Here is a 16,471-nt window from a genome sequence, read left to right as displayed (position 1 = left end):
GTCAGCTGACGACGGCCTCCTTGAGCAGGCGCTCACCCGACTCGGCGTCGAAGACGTGCACGTGCTTCGGCGTCGGGAGCAGGTAGACGGTGTCGCCCGCGAACGGGTGCGTGCGGCCGTCGACGCGCGCCACGATGTCGGTGCGCTTGCCCTCGATCTCGGTGTGGCCGTAGAGGTAGCCGTCGGCGCCGAGCTCCTCGACGAGGTCGACCTTCACCTCGAGGCCCTCGCCCGCGCTGGTCGAGACCTGGATGTCCTCCGGGCGCACGCCGACCGTGACGACCGTGCCCGTCGCCGAGTCGAGCGCCTCGCGCTCGATCGGGACGACCGACTGGCCGAAGGCGACGCCGCCGTCGGCGATCGGCGCGTGGAAGAGGTTCATCGCGGGCGAACCGATGAAGCCGGCGACGAAGACGTTGCTCGGCCGCTCGTAGAGCTCGCGCGGGGTGCCGACCTGCTGGAGGACGCCGTCCTTGAGGACCGCGATGCGGTCGCCCATGGTGAGCGCCTCGGTCTGGTCGTGCGTGACGTAGACCGTGGTGACGCCGAGGCGGCGCTGCAGCGAGGCGATCTGGGTGCGCGTCTGGACGCGGAGCTTGGCGTCGAGGTTCGACAGCGGCTCGTCCATGAGGAACACCTGCGGCTGGCGCACGATCGCGCGGCCCATGGCGACGCGCTGGCGCTGGCCGCCCGAGAGGGCCTTCGGCTTGCGGTTGAGGTACGGCTCGAGGTCGAGCAGCTTGGCGGCCTCGAGGACGCGGGCGGCGCGCTCCTCCTTGCCGACGCCGGCGATCTTGAGCGCGAAGCCCATGTTCTCGGCGACGGTCATGTGCGGGTACAGCGCGTAGTTCTGGAAGACCATGGCGATGTCGCGGTCCTTCGGCGGAACGTCCGTGACGTTGCGGTCGCCGATGAAGATGTTGCCCTCGTTGACCTCTTCGAGGCCGGCGAGCATCCGCAGCGAGGTGGACTTGCCGCAGCCCGAGGGACCGACCAGGACGAGGAACTCCCCGTCTGCGATCTCGAGGTCGAGCTTGTCGACGGCGGGACGGGTGCCACCGGGATAGAGCCGGGTGGCCTTGTCGAACGTGACTGATGCCATGGTTCTGCTTCTCCTTCACCGGCAGGTACGTGCCGGACGATCCGTAGTGAATGGAAACGTCGACTTCGGCGTCGACGCCTCCCCAGTATGCCATGGGATGCCGCGGGGGCCGATTCGACGACGTCATCGCCGCACGCGCTCGCCGCCCCCGTCCAGCGCGTGTCCGGGCGTCGTTTGGGCGATTCCCAGTGATCGCTCCTACACTCGTCGATGCGTGCGCCTGCACTCACGCGCGCCCCCACAGCGACCCGGAGTTGACCATCGATGAGCACTGGCGGATCAGAGCCACGTCCCACCCGTAACGAACGACGCGAGGCGGCCCGCGAGAAGGCGCGAGTCCTCCGGGAGGAGCAGAAGAAGCGCGAGCGACGCAACAAGCTGCTCATCCAGGGCGGCGTCGTCGTCGCGATCATCGCGGTGGCCGCCCTCATCGGCGGGCTCATCTTCAACAGCGTGCGCCCCGAGGGCCCCGGGCCGAAGAACATGGCGAGCGACGGCATCCTCATGATCGGGGGCGACGAGGGCATCCAGGTCGTCGAGACCACCGCGATCAAGGCCGGCGGCGAGCCCACGCCCACCGTGCCCGACGAGAGCGGCACGGTCGCCAACATCGTCGTCTACCTCGACTACCTCTGCCCGTTCTGCGGCCAGTTCGAGAACACGAACTCCGAGACCATGCGCACCATGGTCGAGCAGGGCGCGGCGACCCTCGAGATCCACCCGATCGCGATCCTGACGAACAAGTCGGCCGGCACGCAGTACTCGCTGCGCGCCGCGAACGCGGCGGCCTGCGTGGCGGAGAAGTCGCCCGAGGCGTTCTTCGACTTCAACTCGCTGATGTTCCAGAACCAGCCCGAGGAGCTCAGCGCGGGCCTCACGAACGACGAGATCAAGGACCTCGCGAAGCAGGCGGGAGCGGCGTCGTCGGTCGACTCCTGCATCGACGACACCCGCTTCAAGAGCTGGGTGCAGGCGGCCACGGAGCGCGCGCTCACGCAGCCGATCCCGAACTCCGACCTCGCATCGGTCACCGGCACGCCGACCGTGCTCGTGAACGGCAAGCAGTACGTCGGCTCGCTGGAGGACCCGGCCGAGTTCCAGGCCTTCGTCCTGCAGGCGACGGGCGAGAGCTACTCCGAGTCGGAGGCGACCCCGACCCCGACGCCGACGCCCGAGGCGGGCTGACCCCTCGCGTCGCTCCCGCGACGGCCCGGCCGCCCGGCCGGGCCGTCGTCGTGCGTGGGCGAGGTGGGGCTCGATAGGATGTGTGGGTCCCTGCCGGCTTGGCGCAATTGGTAGCGCACCGCTCTTGTAAAGCGGTGGTTACGGGTTCGAGTCCCGTAGCCGGCTCGATGTCGAGATCCCCGGGCCGCCCGGCTCCGTCTCGGTCCGAGGCGCCGACGGCGTCCTCGTCGCCGGGGCCCGCGCCGCACCACCACGTCCACGCCGAGTCGTCGCGCCTGCCCATGTGGCTCGCGATCGCGCTCGTCATCGTCACCGGCGCGTTCGTCGCGCTGCAGTCGCGCATCAACGGCGAGCTTGCGCGCCGGCTCGAGGACTTCTCGGTCGCCGCCGCCATCTCGTTCGGCTCCGGGCTCCTGATCCTCCTGGCGGTCGCCGCGGCATGGCCGGCGGGACGACGCGGACTCGGCCGGCTCCGCGACGCGGTTCGGACCGACCACCTCGCGTGGTGGATGCTGCTCGGGGGCGTCGCCGGCGCGTGGTTCGTCGCGACGCAGGGGATGGCGGTCGGCGTGCTCGGCGTGGCGCTCTTCACGGTCGCCATCGTCGCCGGGCAGACGCTCGGCGGCGTCGTGTTCGACGCGATCGGGCTCGGCCCGGGCGGGCGCCGCCCGTTGAGCCCGACCCGCATCGCGGGCGCCGGGCTCGCGCTCGTCGCGATCGGCTGGGCGGTGTCGGCCCAGGTCGCCGGGGCGGTGCCGCTGTGGCTGATGCTCCTGCCGTTCTCGGCGGGCGTCGGCGCGTCCTGGCAGCAGGCGATGAACGGCCGCGTGCGGACCGCGTCGTCCAGCGCCCTGGCGGCCACGCTGCTGAACTTCCTCGTCGGCACGATCGTGCTCGTCGTCGTCATGCTCGCGCACGCGGCATCCGTGGGCTGGCCCGATTCGCTGCCGACCGAGCCCTGGCTCTACGCCGGCGGCGCCGTGGGGTGCGTGTTCATCGCGGCGCAGGCCGTACTCGTGCGCCGCGTCGGCGTGCTCGTGCTGGCGCTCGGGCTCGTCGCGGGCCAGCTCGCCGCCGCCCTCGCGCTCGACCTGCTGCTGCCGACGTCCGATCGGCCCGTCGGGTTCCCGACCGTGGGCGGCACCGTGCTCGCCCTCGTCGCGGTCGCGCTGGCGAGCATCCGCTGGCGGCCGGCGAAGCACCTCGCGGCCGAGGCGCCGGCGCCGGACGAGGTCAGTCCAGCACGATGAGCCGTGCCGCGGCCGGTTCCGTGGCCCGGCGGGGCGGTCGCTCCGCCTCGATGCGGCCGCCGACGTAGAGCCACCCCATCAGGCGCTCGTGGTCGCCGAGGCCGTGGCTGCGTGCGACCTCGGCATGGCGCGTGTACGGCCCCGTGCGCCACATCACGCCCCACCCGGCATCGTCGAGCAGCAGCTCGAGGAGGTGCGCGACGCCGGCCGCGCACGCCTCCTGCTCCCACTCCGGGACCTTGGGGTGCGGCCGAGGCGCGGCGACGATCGCGAGGAGCAGCGGAGCGCGGAGCGGCTTCGCGGCCAGCTTGTCGGCCGCGGCGCCCTCGAGGCCGGATGCCGCGACCAACGCGTCGCCGAGCCGGGCGCGCGCATCGCCGCGGAGCGCGATCACGCGCCACGGGGCGAGGGCCGCGTGGTCGGCGACGCGGGAGGCCGCATCGAGCAGCAGGGCCAGTTCGGCGTCGGACGGGGCGGCATCCGTCACCTTCGGACGGGACCTGCGCGCGAGGACGGCGTCGCGGACGCGGCCCATCGTCAGGACTCGGGGGTGAAGTCGAGCGCGATCGAGTTCATGCAGTAGCGGTCGCCGGTCGGGGTGCCGAAGCCGTCGGGGAAGACGTGGCCGAGGTGCGAGCCGCACTGCGCGCAGCGCACCTCGGTGCGGACCATGCCGAGCGAGGTGTCCTCGAGCAGTTCCACCGCGTCGGGTCGGACGGACTCGTAGAAGCTCGGCCACCCGCAGCCGGAGTCGAACTTGGTACCCGACTTGAACAGCTCGTTGCCGCACGCGGCGCAGGCGTAGACGCCGGCGCGCTCCTCGTCGAGCAGCTCGCCCGTCCAGGGGCGCTCGGTCGCGGCGTCGCGCAGCACGGCGTAACGATCGTCGCCGAGCTCGTCGCGCCACTGGTCGTCGGACTTGCTCACCTGGTACGGCATCGGTCTCCTCTGGGTGTCGGGCCTTCCATCGTCGCAGCTTCCGGCCGCGTCGGGTGCAACGTCGACCCGCGCGAGGCTGTTCCCGACCCGGGCGAGGCCGCCCCCGCCCGCGCCATCCCGGGCCGCGCCGGGGCGTGGGGCGGCCGCACGGGCTCCGGTCCCTAGGATGTGGTCCACGGATCTCGACACGGGAGGACGACGATGGACGGAGACGGCCTCGACGACGCGCAACGGGCGATCCTCGCCTTCGAGTCCCGGCCCTGGCGGGACCCCGCCCGCAAGGCGGATGCCATCCGCGATGAGCTCGGGCTGTCCGCGGCCCGCTACTATCGGCTCCTCGGCGCCCTCGTCGACTCCCCGGCCGCGCTGCGGCACGATCCGATGCTCGTCGGACGGCTGCAGCGCCAACGGGCCGATCGCGTGCAGTCGCGCTCGCGCCGAACCATCCCGACCGCCCGGCCGCTTCCCTGAGCGCCCCGACCGACTGGATCCCAGGTGCAGAAGTTCCCCCGCGACCGGTTCGACTCGATCCCGCACGGCATGGACCGGGTCGGCGCGCATCGCGCGCCCGAGCGTCGCGGACGGCGCTGGGTGGCCCTCGGCTGGGCCGCCCTCGCGACCGTCGTGCTCGCCGGTGCGGGCATCGCGGCGGTGTCGGTCTACAACCAGCGCCTGAACTTCGACGACGCGGTGCCCACGCCGACGGCGACCGCCGGGCCGACGGCGGAGCCGACGATCGCGCCGGACGTCAACGTCGCGGTACTCAACGGCACGACGACGAGCGGCCTCGCGGCGCGTGCCGGCGAGGCGCTGACGGCCGCCGGCGTGCCCGTCGGCGTCACTTCGAACGCGGACCGGTCCGACGTCGAGCAGACCGTCGTCTACTACGCCACCGCCGACCTCGAGGGGGCCGCCCGCGGCATCGCCCAGACGCTGCCCGAGGCGGAGGTTCAGCTCTCGGAGCAGTTCAGCCTCGAGGGCATGCAGCTGGTCGTCGTGCTGGGGGCCGACTACGCGGAGGCGAGCGCCGGCTGAGGCCGGTGACCGAATCGTTGCCATTCTGCGACCATTCCCGGCCACCGAACTCTTGTGCCCGGGTGTCGCCGCGTGCGTATCTAGATTCGGCGGCTCGAACAACCCGTGTGAGCACCCGACGCCGGTCCCGGTCGTCGACGTCGGCACGACGACCGCCCGGTACCGCCGAAGGCACGTGCTGACTCGAAACACGGCAACATGGGAGCAACGCATGGCGAACGGAACCGTCAAGTGGTTCAACGCTGAAAAGGGATACGGATTCATCACCGTCGACGGTGGAGGCCAGGACGTGTTCGTCCACTACTCCGCCATCGACATGGCCGGCTACAAGGTCCTCGAAGAGGGCCAGCAGGTCACCTTCGAGGTCGGCTCGGGCGCCAAGGGCCCGCAGGCCGAGGCGGTCCGTCCCGCATAGTCCGAGACGTCGGAAGCGCCGCCGGTGACCCCGGCGGCGCTTCCGCATGTCCGCGCGGTGGTCCGGTCGTGTCGCTCGCTTGCACTCGGGACGGGAGAGTGCCAGAATCGATCTGGCACTCACTCGTTCTGAGTGCTAACCCCTTGGAATCTTTCATGACGTCCGGAAGGGACGAGAGACACACATGGCAAAGATCATTGCTTTCGATGAGGAGGCCCGCCGCGGCCTCGAGCGTGGCCTGAACACGCTCGCCGACGCGGTCAAGGTGACCCTCGGCCCGCGCGGCCGCAACGTCGTGCTCGAGAAGAAGTGGGGCGCCCCCACGATCACGAACGACGGCGTGTCGATCGCCAAGGAGATCGAGCTCGACGACCCGTACGAGAAGATCGGCGCGGAGCTCGTCAAGGAGGTCGCGAAGAAGACCGACGACGTCGCCGGTGACGGCACGACCACGTCGGTCGTGCTCGCCCAGGCGCTCGTGCGCGAGGGCCTGCGCAACGTGGCCGCCGGCGCCGACCCCATCTCGCTGAAGCGCGGCATCGAGAAGGCCGTCTCGGCCGTCTCGGAGGAACTGCTCGGCGCGGCGAAGGAGATCGAGACGAAGGACGAGATCGCCGCCACCGCGTCGATCTCCGCCGCCGACGCGCAGATCGGCGAGATCATCGCCGAGGCGATCGACAAGGTCGGCAAGGAGGGCGTCGTCACGGTCGAGGAGTCGAACACGTTCGGCACCGAGCTCGAGCTGACCGAGGGCATGCGCTTCGACAAGGGCTACCTGTCGGCGTACTTCGTGACGGACCCGGAGCGCCAGGAGGCGGTCTTCGAGGACCCGTACATCCTCATCGCCAACCAGAAGATCTCGAACATCAAGGACCTGCTTCCGATCGTCGACAAGGTGATCCAGTCGGGCAAGCAGCTCCTGATCATCGCCGAGGACGTCGACGGCGAGGCCCTGGCCACGCTCGTCGTGAACAAGATCCGCGGCATCTTCAAGTCGGTCGCCGTCAAGGCGCCGGGCTTCGGCGACCGCCGCAAGGCCCAGCTCCAGGACATCGCGATCCTCACCGGCGGTCAGGTCATCTCCGAGGAGGTCGGCCTCAAGCTCGAGAACGCGACGCTCGACCTGCTCGGCCAGGCGCGCAAGGTCGTCATCACCAAGGACGAGACGACCATCGTCGAGGGCGCCGGCGACCCCGACCAGATCGCGGGCCGCGTCGCCCAGATCCGGTCGGAGATCGACAACACCGACTCGGACTACGACCGCGAGAAGCTGCAGGAGCGCCTCGCCAAGCTCGCCGGCGGCGTCGCCGTCATCAAGGCGGGCGCGGCCACCGAGGTCGAGCTCAAGGAGCGCAAGCACCGCATCGAGGACGCCGTCCGCAACGCGAAGGCCGCCGTCGAGGAGGGCATCGTCGCCGGTGGTGGCGTGGCCCTCATCCAGGCGGGCGCGAAGGCGTTCGAGCACCTCGCGCTCGACGGCGACGAGGCGACCGGTGCCAACATCGTTCGCGTGGCCATCGAGGCGCCGCTCAAGCAGATCGCGCTGAACGCGGGCCTCGAGCCGGGCGTCGTCGCGAACAAGGTCTCGGAGCTCCCGGCCGGCCACGGCCTGAACGCCGCGACCGGCGAGTACGGCGACCTCATCGCGCAGGGCATCATCGACCCGGCGAAGGTCACCCGCTCGGCGCTGCAGAACGCCGCGTCGATCGCCGGCCTCTTCCTCACCACCGAGGCCGTCGTCGCCGACAAGCCGGAGAAGACCCCGGCCGCTCCCGCCGACCCGACGGGCGGCATGGACTTCTAGTCCGACGCGGACCCGGGTCCGCACCGCGGCTCCGGCCGTACCACTGCGCGAAGGGCGCCTCCTCCGGGAGGCGCCCTTCGTCGTCCCCGCACGCGGCGCGCCGCCTGCGGCCTCCGGCCGTGCGTCAGCGCACGAACAGCCGTGCGTTCGCCTGCTCGGCGTCGGCGTAGTGCGCGGCCGCCGCGCCGAGCGCCTGGTTCAGCGCCGCGAGGCTCTGCTCCACGTGCTGCTGGGTCACGCGCCAGTCCGCGACGGCGGACTGGAACGCGGTCGAGGCCTGCCCCGTCCACGAGCCCTGGAGCCCGGCGAGCTGCGCGAGCAGGGCCGCGACCTCCGACTGGATCCGCCCGATCGTGGCCTGCACGCCCTGGGTGGCGGCCTGCACCTGCTCGCTGTCGACCTGGTACCTCGTCATGCCTTCATCCGTCCTCTCGTCTCGACGCGCTCCGCGTCGAGGCGACGCTAGGGTTCGCGGCGGCCCGTACCGCGCCGGACCCCGATGATGCGGCGAGACCCTCGGCGACGCGAGCATGTGGAGGACGGGCGGGGAGACGCGCCCCACGACGGCGCGGACGCGCACCTCGCACCGGTGACGCGCTCGCCGGCCGGTCGCCGGCCGGTCAGTCGCGCGCGACGGGCTGCGGGGCCGCGGCCGAGCCGGCCAGCGGGAGCGCGACGCGGAAGGTCGCGCCGCCGCCGGGCGTCTCGACGACGTCGACGTGCCCGTTGTGCGCCGACACGATCGACGAGACGATCGCGAGGCCGAGGCCCGATCCGCCGGTCTCGCGGGTGCGCGAGGTGTCGGCGCGCCAGAACCGCTGGAAGATCTTGTCGCGGATCTGGGGCGGGATGCCCTCGCCGTGGTCGACGATCTCGAGCAGCGCACGCTCCACGTCGTCGTCGACGGACACCCGGATCTCGATCGGGCTGTCCTCGGGCGTGAACCGCATCGCGTTGCCCATGAGGTTGGTGATCACCTGGCGGATCTTGTTCTCCTCGGCCAGCACGATCGCGCGGCGCACCGGCACCGTCGCGGCGGGCTCGGCTGTCGGCGTCGAGGGAGCGGCGATCGGCTCGGCCGTGGTCGTCGTCGCGGCGTCCGCGGCCTCGGTCGCCGTCGCTCGCGACGCACCCGTCCTGGCCCCTCGTCCCCCGTTCGACCCGCGACCTCCGCGGCGCGGTCCGCGCGAGCCGGCGCCGCCCGAGCCGTCCGCGCCGGACTCCACGGGCTCGGCGGGGCGACGGCCCCGGAGTCGGGCGAGGGTGGCGCCGGCGAACGCGATCGGACCCGAGCTGCGGGTCGTCGCGGAATCGAGGTCCACCTCGACGTCGGCCGGGACGACCTCGGTGGCGCCCGTCGCGATCGCCTCGGGCGCGATCACGGTGACGGTTCTGCCCGGGTTCGCGGCCATCGCGTCCAGCGCCGCGTCGCGTGCGAGGGGGACGAGGTCGACCTCGGCGAGGTCCATCGGCTTCGCCTCGTCGAGGCGGGCGAGCGCGAGGAGGTCCTCGACGAGGCCCCCCATGCGGATGGCCTCCTTCTCGATGCGGTCCATCGCCTGGCCAACGTCCTCCGGGTTCTGCAGCGCTCCCATGCGGTACAGCTCGGCGTAGCCGCGCACCGAGACGAGCGGCGTGCGGAGCTCGTGCGACGCGTCGCCGACGAAGCGGCGCATCTGCTCGATCGTCCGCGCGCGGTCCCGGAACGCCCGGTCGATGCGGTTCAGCATCGTGTTCAGCGATCGGTTCAGCCGGCCGACCTCGGTGTTCGGCGTCGCCCCGCCGAGCCGCTGGCTGAAGTCGCCGTCGGCGATCGCCGCCGCGGTGTCCTCGACCTCGCGCAGGGGCGTGAAGGTCGAGGTGACGAGCATGCGCGTGAGGAGCGCGCCGACGAGCACGACGCCGATGCCGAAGCCGAGGAAGATCGTGAGGTACGCCGCGAGGAGTCGCTCGGTGTCCTGCGACGAGATCGCGATGAGGATCGGCGCGTAGCCGCCGCGGTCGTCGGAGCTCATGATCGCGTAGACGCCGCGGAACGTGAGGTCGCCGTTCGTGTCGGGCAGCGAGAAGACCCGGTAACCGCCGCTCGCGTTCTGCTCGAACACGTCGGCCTGGGTGAGGTGGGTCGGGATCAGCGGATAGGTGGACGGGTCGCGCAGGCGCCAGTTGTGGTCGAGGAACGCGCCCGTGCGCGAGTCGTAGATCGCGACGAAGACGTCGTCCGACGTCGTGAAGTCGAACGCGCCGCCGCCGCCATCGGTGGCGGGCGCCTCCGCGTCGCGCGTGAGGTACTCGTAGATCTTGCTCGACGCGATGGTCTCGAGCTTCGTCTCGAGCTGCGACTCGACGTACGAGCGCAGCATCGCCGCCGTGCCGATGCCCGAGACGAGCAGTCCGAGCGTGAGCATGAGCACGGTGACACCCGTGATCTTGGTCCGGAGCGAGATCCGGTTCCAACGGTCGGCGAGGGTCTGGTGCATGGCGTGGCGAGTCTACGCAGCCTCCCTGTACCGGCGCTGGGCTAGGACTTCGACTTCAGCATGTAGCCGAAGCCGCGCTTGGTCTGGATGAGCGGCTCGGAGGAGTGCTGGTCGAGCTTGCGACGCAGGTACGAGATGTAGCTCTCGACGATGCCGGCGTCGCCGTTGAAGTCGTACTCCCAGACGTGGTCGAGGATCTGCGCCTTCGACAGCACCCGGTTCGGGTTCAGCATCAGGTAGCGCAGCAGCTTGAACTCGGTCGGCGAGAGCTCGACCGGCACATCGCCCACGAGGACCTCGTGCGTGTCCTGGTCCATCGTGAGCTCGCCCGTGCGGATGACCGCGTCCTCCTCGGCGTGCATCGTGCGGCGGAGGATGGCGCGGATGCGCGCCACGATCTCGTCGAGGCTGAAGGGCTTGGTGACGTAGTCGTCGCCGCCGACGGTGAGGCCGGTGATCTTGTCCTCGGTGTCGTCCTTCGCCGTGAGGAACAGGATCGGAGCGGTGTACCCGGCCGAACGGAGGCGCTTCGTGACACCGAACCCGTTCATGTCGGGCAGCATCACGTCGAGGATGATGAGGTCGGGCTCCTCCTCGAGCACGGCCGAGATGGTCTGCGCCCCGTTGGCGACGGCGCGCACCGCGAAGCCGGCGAATCGGAGGCTCGTGGTCAGCAGGTCGCGGATGTTGGGCTCGTCGTCGACGATGAGAATGCGGGGTCCCTCACTCATGCAACGATTCTGCTGCACGTGGGCTGGATCTTGGCTGGGAATCAGTCGAGCGCCATGGGTGCGGATGCCATGAGCCTTCGACGCTCGCCCACCGGCGTGCAAGACTCGCGACCATGGCACGCGAACGAGTGGTGGTCGTCGGGGGAGGGCTCACCGCGGCGCGCGCGGTCGAGTCCATGCGGGAGCACGGATTCGACGACGAGATCGCCGTGGTGACCGAGGAGCGCCGCCTGCCCTACGAACGGCCCCCGCTGTCGAAGGGGTACCTGGCCGGATCCGACCCGTCGAGCGTCGTCTACCCGCTACCCGCTCGGTGGTACCGGGAGCACGACGTCGACGTGCGGCGCGGCGTGCGCGCCACGGCGATCGACCCCTCGGCACGCACCGTCGCGACGGACGAGGGCGAGCTCGCCTACGACCGCCTGCTGCTCGCGACCGGCTCCTCCCCGCGGCGCTTCGAGGGACCCGGCGCCGGGCTCCGAGGCGTGCACGTGCTCCGATCGCTCCCCGACTCCACGAGGCTGCGCACGGCGCTCCGCGAGGGCGATCGCCGGGTCGTCGTGCTCGGCTCGGGCTGGATCGGACTCGAGGTCGCGGCGGCCGCGCGCGACTACGGGAACGCCGTCACGGTGCTCGGGCGGAGCGAGGTGCCGCTCGTCGGGGCCGTGGGTCGCGAACTCGGCGGGATGTTCGCCGAGCTGCACCGCGAGCACGGCGTCGAGGTGCGCAACGAGGTCGCGGTCTCCGCCATCGAGGGCGTGGGCCGGCGGGTGCGCGGCGTCGTGCTCGGCACCGGGGAGGAGGTGCCCGCCGACCTCGTCGTCGTCGGCATCGGCGCGACGCCGAACGTCGGGCTCGCGGCATCCGCGGGCCTCACGGTCGAGGACGGCATCGTCACGGACGCGTCCTTCCGCACGAGCGCGGACGGCGTGTTCGCCGCGGGCGACGTGGCGAACGTCTTCAACCCGACGCTCGGCCACCGCCTCCGCGTCGAGCACTGGGCGAACGCCGAGGCGAGCGGCCGCGCCGTCGGGCGCGTGCTCGCCGGCGAGGTGCTCGAGTTCGACGAGATCCCGTACTTCTACACCGACCAGTACGACCTCGGCATGGAGTACTCCGGCTACGGCGAGCTCGCAGACGGGGCCGACCTCGTCGTCCGCGGCGACCTCGCGGCGCGCGAGTGCGTGGCGTTCTGGCTGCGCGAGGGCCGGGTCGTGGCGGGCATGAACGTGAACGTGTGGGACGTGAACGACCAGGTGCAGCGACTCATCCGCTCGGGAGCCGTGGTCGACCCGGTGGCGCTCGCCGACCCCGACGTGCCGCTGGACCGGATCGGCGCTCCCGCGTGAGCGACGTCGTCCGTCGCATCGGTCCGCGCGAGTTCGACTTCTCGCGGCAGGTCGCCGTGATGGCGATCGTCAACCGCACGCCGGACTCGTTCTACGACCGGGGCGCGACCTTCGCGCTCGACCGTGCGGTCGACGCCGCGCGCGCCGCGATCGACGCGGGTGCGGACTGGATCGACATCGGCGGCGCCAAGTTCGCTCCGGGGCCGCCGATCCCGGTCGAGGAGGAGGCGGACCGGGTCGTCCCGGTGGTGGCCGCGCTCGCCGACTCCGGCGCCGTGCTCTCGGTCGACACGTTCCACCCCGAGGTCGCCCGGCGGGCCGTCGAGGCGGGGGCGCACGTGATCAACGACACCACCGGCATCCACGACCCGGCCATGGCCGACGTGGTCGCCGCGAGCGACGCGACCATCGTGATCACCCACAGCCTCGCGGCGCCGCGCACCCCGCACCCCGTGCCCGAGTACGGCGACGTGGTCGCCGAGGTGGTGGGCTTCCTGCACGAGCGCGTCGACCTCGCACGGGCGCACGGCGTGCCCGCGGACCGGATCGTGGTCGACCCCGGTCACGACCTGAACAAGAACACGCTGCACTCGCTCGAGCTGACGAGACGGCTCGACGAGGTCGCCGCGCTCGGCCCGCCGCTGCTCGTCGCGCTGTCGAACAAGGACTTCGTGGGGGAGAGCCTCGGTCGGCGCGACCGAGGCGACCGCGTGATCGGCTCGGTCGCGGCGGCCGTGTACTCGATCGGCAAGGGCGCGCGCATCCTCCGCGTGCACAACGTGCGCGAGACGGTCGACGCGGTCCGCATGGTCGAGGCCATCGAGGGATGGCGCCAGCCGGTCTTCCTCGAGCACAACCGCGCACCCGGGGAGGGGTCGTGAGCGCGGTGCTGACGGGCGCCGACCGCGGGCCGTTCGACCCCGACCGCATGCACGCGGCGTACGCGGTCGACGTCGTCGACGCCGGCGGCGGGGCGGATGCCGCGTTCTGCCGCGTGAACATGGTCGAGAGCCTCGACGGCGCGGCCACCCTCGGCGGGCGCAGCGGCGGGCTCGGCGACGCCGAGGACCAGCGCCTCATGTCGGTGCTCCGCTCGCACGCCGACGTCGTGCTCGTCGGATCCGGCACCGTGCGCGCCGAGGGCTACGGCGGCGCGGGCGTCGTCGACGCGGATGCCGCATGGCGCGCATCGCGCGGACGCGACCCGCAGCCGCGCTTCGCGATCGTCTCGTCGCGGCTCGGGCTCGAGCCGCGGCATCCGTTCTTCGCCGACGCGACGGCGCGGCCGATCGTCGTCACCAGCGAGGCGTCGCCGCCGGGCGCGCGGAGCGCGCTCGAGGAGGTCGCGGACGTGGTGGTCGCGGGCGATCGCCGCGTCGACCTCGTCGCGGCGCTGGCTGAACTCGCCCGCCGCGGCATGCGGTCGATCCTCTCCGAGGGCGGCCCGGGCCTGCTCGGCGCGCTGGCCGAGGCGGACCTCGTCGACGAGCTCTGCGTGACGCTCAGCCCGACCCTCGTCGCGGGCTCGGCGGGACGCATCGCGACGTCGGCCGAGGAGGTCGGAACGCCGATGCGGCTCGTGCACGCGATCCCCGGCGAGCGCATGCTCTTCCTGCGGTACGCCCGCGCGTGACCGACCCCGCGCCACGACGTCGGGCGATGTCCTTCGGGACGCTTCGCGCGATCGGATTGACACCGCCCGCGCACGCCGCCTAGCCTCGCCGTGCGGCGCACGAGTCGCCCGCTTCCACCCCGCTTCGCAGACGAGGAGAGGTACCCGGGTGACCGTCGACGCAGCCGAACGAGCCGAGACCGAGGAGCCCGTCGTGCGACGGGAGAACGTATGGGCGTCGCCCGCCCTCTGGTGGCGGGCGGCGATCGTGCTCGTCGTGCTCTGGGGCCTCATCGCCGGCGAGCGACGGTTCGCGTACTTCACGACGCAGAGCAACCTCATCGTGCTCGCCTACTTCGGGGGCGCCCTCTACTGGATGGTGCGCCGCCGCACCTCGGCGCCGCCCGCGCCCGTGCTCCGCGGCGGCGTGACCACGTGGATCCTCACGACGATGGTCGTCTCGCACGTGCTGCTCAACCACTTCGAGAACCCCATCCCCGGCCTGTTCGTGAACGACCCGACCGACCTGCTGTCGAATCGCGCGATCTTCGCGATGCACTACGTGGTGCCGGTCATGGTGCTCGTGGACTGGGTGGCGTTCGGCCCGCACCGGGTGGTGCGGTGGCGGGATGCCGCGTGGTGGCTCGCGTACCCGACGGCCTACGGGCTCATCTTCCTGTGGCGTGCGCTGGCGTTGCCCGAGGTGCCCGACCGCTTCCCCTACCCGTTCCTCGACACCGACGCACTCGGCGCGTTCGGCTCGTTCCTGGAGATGCTCCGGGTCGTGGCGTACATCGCGGTGCTCGGCGTGCTCGTGATGGGCCTCGACCGGCTCGCGTGGCTCGTCGGCGATCGGTGGCGGCGCGTGCGGCGCCGCGGCGCGGCATCCGGGTGACGCGCCGGGTGGCCCGGCCTCAGGCCGCGAGCGCGTGCGCGTCGAGGATCGTGTAGCTGTAGCCCTGCTCGGCGAGGAACCGCTGGCGGTTCAGCGCGAAGTCCTGGTCGACGGTGTCGCGCGCGACGAGCGTGTAGAAGTTCGCCGACAGGCCGGACTCCTTGGGCCGGAGCAGGCGACCGAGGCGCTGCGCCTCCTCCTGGCGCGAACCGAACGACCCGGAGACCTGGATGGCCACCGTCGCCTCGGGCAGGTCGACCGAGAAGTTCGCCACCTTCGACACCACGAGGACCGGCGTCGTGCCCTCGCGGAACTCCTGGAAGAGCCGCTCCCGCTCGTCGACGGGCGTCGATCCGGTGAGCTGCGGGGCGCCGATCGCCTCGCTGAGCTCGTCGATCTGGTCGAGGTACTGGCCGATGATGAGGATCCGCTCGCCCGCGTGCCGCGCGACGAGCTCCTTGACCACGCCGAGCTTCGCGGGCGCGGTCGCCGCGAGCCGGTAGCGCTCGTCGTCGGCGGATGCCGCGTACGCGAGTCGCTCGGACTGGGGCAGGTCGATGCGCACCTCGTAGCAGGCGGCGGGGGAGATGAAGCCCTGCGCCTCGATCTCCTTCCACGGCGCGTCGAACCGCTTGGGCCCGATCAGCGAGAAGACGTCGCCCTCCCGGCCGTCCTCGCGGACGAGGGTGGCGGTGAGGCCCAGGCGGCGGCGCGCCTGCAGCTCGGCGGTCAGCTTGAACACGGGCGCCGGCAGCAGGTGCACCTCGTCGTACACGACGAGGCCCCAGTCGAGCGCGTCGAGGAGTGCCAGGTGCGCGTACTCGCCCTTCCGCTTCGCGGTCAGGATCTGGTACGTCGCGATCGTGACCGGCTTGACCTCCTTGGTCTGCCCGGAGTACTCGCCGATCTCGTCGGCCGTGAGGCTCGTGCGGCGCAGCAGCTCGTCGCGCCACTGCCGTGCGGAGACCGTGTTCGTGACGAGGATGAGCGTCGTCGTCTTCGCGGTCGCCATCGCGCCCGCGCCGACGAGGGTCTTGCCGGCGCCGCACGGGAGCACCACGACGCCCGAGCCGCCGTCGAAGAAGTTGTCGACCGCCTTCTGCTGGTAGTCGCGCAGGTGCCAGCCGTCCTGCTCGAGCGCGATCTCGTGGGGCGTGCCCGGGGTGTAGCCCGCGAGGTCCTCCGCCGGCCAGCCGAGCTTCACGAGCTCCTGCTTGAGCTGGCCGCGCGCCCACGGCTCGACGAGGAAGCTGGAGTCGTCGAGGCGCTCCGTGAGCAGCCCGGCGACGCGCTTCGACGAGGCGACCTCGGTGAGCACGGCGAGGTCGTCGCTGCGCAGCCGCAGCACGCCGTCGTCGGTGCGGTCGACGACGAGCCGGCCGTACCGGTCGACGGTCTCGCGCATGTCGACGGCCACGGTCTGCGGCACGGGGAACTTCGCGTAGCGCTCGAGGGTGCCGAGCATGTCGTCGGCCGTGTGCCCGGCCGCCCGTGCGTTCCACAGGCCGAGTCGAGTGATCCGGTACGTGTGGATGTGCTCGGGCGCGCGCTCGAGCTCGGCGAAGATCGCGAGATCGTGCCGCGCGTCCTCGGCGAGCGGGTTCGCGACCTCGAGCAGGACGGTGCGGTCGCTCTGGATGATCAGGGGGCCGTCTGACATAGCGGACCAGTCTA

At 71.8% G+C, this 16,471-nt stretch carries 17 protein-coding genes and 1 tRNA gene; 11 read left to right on the top strand and 7 right to left on the bottom strand.

Annotated features, from left to right (window positions below; translation table 11 throughout):
* Position 1: 1 nt before the first annotated feature.
* Positions 2-1,102 carry an ABC transporter ATP-binding protein gene (locus tag ABD230_RS18510; protein WP_344378638.1) on the bottom strand — a complete coding sequence of 367 codons (1,101 nt, stop codon included), beginning with the start codon at positions 1,100-1,102 and terminating at the stop codon, positions 2-4.
* A gap of 264 nt (positions 1,103-1,366) precedes the next feature.
* On the opposite strand from ABD230_RS18510, the gene ABD230_RS18505 reads away from it, so the two are divergent.
* The 3 genes from ABD230_RS18505 to ABD230_RS18495 all read left to right on the top strand — a co-directional run bounded on the left by ABD230_RS18505 (position 1,367) and on the right by ABD230_RS18495 (position 3,537).
* Positions 1,367-2,287: a DsbA family protein gene (locus tag ABD230_RS18505; protein ID WP_344378635.1), complete on the top strand. Its 921-nt coding sequence runs from the start codon at positions 1,367-1,369 to the stop codon at positions 2,285-2,287.
* A gap of 92 nt (positions 2,288-2,379) precedes the next feature.
* Positions 2,380-2,452, top strand: a tRNA-Thr gene (locus ABD230_RS18500).
* A 2-nt stretch (positions 2,453-2,454) separates the two neighbouring features.
* A complete protein-coding gene (locus tag ABD230_RS18495; protein WP_344378632.1) occupies positions 2,455-3,537 on the top strand; it encodes a DMT family transporter in 1,083 nt (360 codons plus the stop codon).
* Here the strand turns inward: ABD230_RS18495 and ABD230_RS18490 are convergent.
* Positions 3,521-4,072: a nitroreductase family protein gene (locus tag ABD230_RS18490; protein ID WP_344378628.1), complete on the bottom strand. Its 552-nt coding sequence runs from the start codon at positions 4,070-4,072 to the stop codon at positions 3,521-3,523. The genes ABD230_RS18495 and ABD230_RS18490 overlap by 17 nt on opposite strands.
* 2 nt (positions 4,073-4,074) lie before the next feature.
* Positions 4,075-4,476: a peptide-methionine (R)-S-oxide reductase MsrB gene (msrB, locus tag ABD230_RS18485; RefSeq protein ID WP_344378624.1), complete on the bottom strand. Its 402-nt coding sequence runs from the start codon at positions 4,474-4,476 to the stop codon at positions 4,075-4,077.
* Positions 4,477-4,677: 201 nt separating this feature from the next.
* Between msrB and ABD230_RS18480 the strand changes: the two genes are divergently transcribed.
* The 4 genes from ABD230_RS18480 to groL all read left to right on the top strand — a co-directional run bounded on the left by ABD230_RS18480 (position 4,678) and on the right by groL (position 7,730).
* Positions 4,678-4,947, top strand: a complete 270-nt coding sequence (locus ABD230_RS18480) for a DUF3263 domain-containing protein (protein WP_344378621.1) — start codon at positions 4,678-4,680, stop codon at positions 4,945-4,947.
* A gap of 24 nt (positions 4,948-4,971) precedes the next feature.
* Positions 4,972-5,511, top strand: coding sequence for a LytR C-terminal domain-containing protein (locus tag ABD230_RS18475; RefSeq protein WP_344378620.1), 540 nt, complete (start codon positions 4,972-4,974; stop codon positions 5,509-5,511).
* A gap of 211 nt (positions 5,512-5,722) precedes the next feature.
* Positions 5,723-5,926: a cold-shock protein gene (locus tag ABD230_RS18470; RefSeq protein ID WP_344378617.1), complete on the top strand. Its 204-nt coding sequence runs from the start codon at positions 5,723-5,725 to the stop codon at positions 5,924-5,926.
* A gap of 184 nt (positions 5,927-6,110) precedes the next feature.
* Positions 6,111-7,730: a chaperonin GroEL gene (gene groL, locus ABD230_RS18465; RefSeq protein ID WP_344378614.1), complete on the top strand. Its 1,620-nt coding sequence runs from the start codon at positions 6,111-6,113 to the stop codon at positions 7,728-7,730.
* A gap of 124 nt (positions 7,731-7,854) precedes the next feature.
* Here groL and ABD230_RS18460 read toward each other — a convergent pair whose 3' ends face one another.
* The 3 genes from ABD230_RS18460 to ABD230_RS18450 form a co-directional block, all read right to left on the bottom strand.
* A complete protein-coding gene (locus tag ABD230_RS18460) occupies positions 7,855-8,145 on the bottom strand; it encodes a WXG100 family type VII secretion target (RefSeq protein ID WP_344378612.1) in 291 nt (96 codons plus the stop codon).
* A gap of 205 nt (positions 8,146-8,350) precedes the next feature.
* Positions 8,351-10,210, bottom strand: coding sequence for a sensor histidine kinase (locus ABD230_RS18455; RefSeq protein WP_344378609.1), 1,860 nt, complete (start codon positions 10,208-10,210; stop codon positions 8,351-8,353).
* A 41-nt stretch (positions 10,211-10,251) separates the two neighbouring features.
* Positions 10,252-10,941 carry a response regulator transcription factor gene (locus ABD230_RS18450; RefSeq protein ID WP_344378606.1) on the bottom strand — a complete coding sequence of 230 codons (690 nt, stop codon included), beginning with the start codon at positions 10,939-10,941 and terminating at the stop codon, positions 10,252-10,254.
* A 113-nt stretch (positions 10,942-11,054) separates the two neighbouring features.
* Between ABD230_RS18450 and ABD230_RS18445 the strand changes: the two genes are divergently transcribed.
* From ABD230_RS18445 to ABD230_RS18430, 4 genes are all read left to right on the top strand, one after another.
* Complete coding sequence (locus ABD230_RS18445) at positions 11,055-12,290, top strand: NAD(P)/FAD-dependent oxidoreductase (RefSeq protein WP_344378603.1); 1,236 nt, start codon at positions 11,055-11,057, stop codon at positions 12,288-12,290.
* A 59-nt stretch (positions 12,291-12,349) separates the two neighbouring features.
* Complete coding sequence (folP, locus tag ABD230_RS18440) at positions 12,350-13,171, top strand: dihydropteroate synthase (protein ID WP_344378905.1); 822 nt, start codon at positions 12,350-12,352, stop codon at positions 13,169-13,171.
* Positions 13,168-13,923, top strand: coding sequence for a pyrimidine reductase family protein (locus ABD230_RS18435; RefSeq protein ID WP_344378599.1), 756 nt, complete (start codon positions 13,168-13,170; stop codon positions 13,921-13,923). The genes folP and ABD230_RS18435 overlap by 4 nt, the downstream gene beginning before the upstream one ends.
* 148 nt (positions 13,924-14,071) lie before the next feature.
* Positions 14,072-14,797 carry a Pr6Pr family membrane protein gene (locus tag ABD230_RS18430; protein ID WP_344378597.1) on the top strand — a complete coding sequence of 242 codons (726 nt, stop codon included), beginning with the start codon at positions 14,072-14,074 and terminating at the stop codon, positions 14,795-14,797.
* A gap of 19 nt (positions 14,798-14,816) precedes the next feature.
* Here the strand turns inward: ABD230_RS18430 and ABD230_RS18425 are convergent, their stop codons facing one another.
* Positions 14,817-16,457, bottom strand: coding sequence for a DNA repair helicase XPB (locus ABD230_RS18425; protein WP_344378594.1), 1,641 nt, complete (start codon positions 16,455-16,457; stop codon positions 14,817-14,819).
* Positions 16,458-16,471 lie beyond the last annotated feature (14 nt).

Source organism: Agromyces tropicus, from assembly GCF_039531345.1.
Lineage (GTDB): Bacteria > Actinomycetota > Actinomycetes > Actinomycetales > Microbacteriaceae > Agromyces > Agromyces tropicus.
This window is presented reverse-complemented; position numbering and strand designations above follow the sequence as displayed.

Bases quoted from the DNA above. Each gene is read 5' to 3' on its own strand.
- ABD230_RS18460 (WP_344378612.1), bottom strand. From the start codon at position 8,145: ATGACGAGGTACCAGGTCGACAGCGAGCAGGTGCAGGCCGCCACCCAG.
- ABD230_RS18425 (WP_344378594.1), bottom strand. From the start codon at position 16,457: ATGTCAGACGGCCCCCTGATCATCCAGAGCGACCGCACCGTCCTGCTC.
- ABD230_RS18495 (WP_344378632.1), top strand. From the start codon at position 2,455: ATGTCGAGATCCCCGGGCCGCCCGGCTCCGTCTCGGTCCGAGGCGCCG.
- ABD230_RS18455 (WP_344378609.1), bottom strand. From the start codon at position 10,210: ATGCACCAGACCCTCGCCGACCGTTGGAACCGGATCTCGCTCCGGACC.
- groL (WP_344378614.1), top strand. From the start codon at position 6,111: ATGGCAAAGATCATTGCTTTCGATGAGGAGGCCCGCCGCGGCCTCGAG.
- ABD230_RS18490 (WP_344378628.1), bottom strand. From the start codon at position 4,072: ATGGGCCGCGTCCGCGACGCCGTCCTCGCGCGCAGGTCCCGTCCGAAG.
- ABD230_RS18445 (WP_344378603.1), top strand. From the start codon at position 11,055: ATGGCACGCGAACGAGTGGTGGTCGTCGGGGGAGGGCTCACCGCGGCG.
- ABD230_RS18450 (WP_344378606.1), bottom strand. From the start codon at position 10,941: ATGAGTGAGGGACCCCGCATTCTCATCGTCGACGACGAGCCCAACATC.
- ABD230_RS18505 (WP_344378635.1), top strand. From the start codon at position 1,367: ATGAGCACTGGCGGATCAGAGCCACGTCCCACCCGTAACGAACGACGC.
- ABD230_RS18510 (WP_344378638.1), bottom strand. From the start codon at position 1,102: ATGGCATCAGTCACGTTCGACAAGGCCACCCGGCTCTATCCCGGTGGC.
- folP (WP_344378905.1), top strand. From the start codon at position 12,350: ATGGCGATCGTCAACCGCACGCCGGACTCGTTCTACGACCGGGGCGCG.
- ABD230_RS18480 (WP_344378621.1), top strand. From the start codon at position 4,678: ATGGACGGAGACGGCCTCGACGACGCGCAACGGGCGATCCTCGCCTTC.
- msrB (WP_344378624.1), bottom strand. From the start codon at position 4,476: ATGCCGTACCAGGTGAGCAAGTCCGACGACCAGTGGCGCGACGAGCTC.
- ABD230_RS18470 (WP_344378617.1), top strand. From the start codon at position 5,723: ATGGCGAACGGAACCGTCAAGTGGTTCAACGCTGAAAAGGGATACGGA.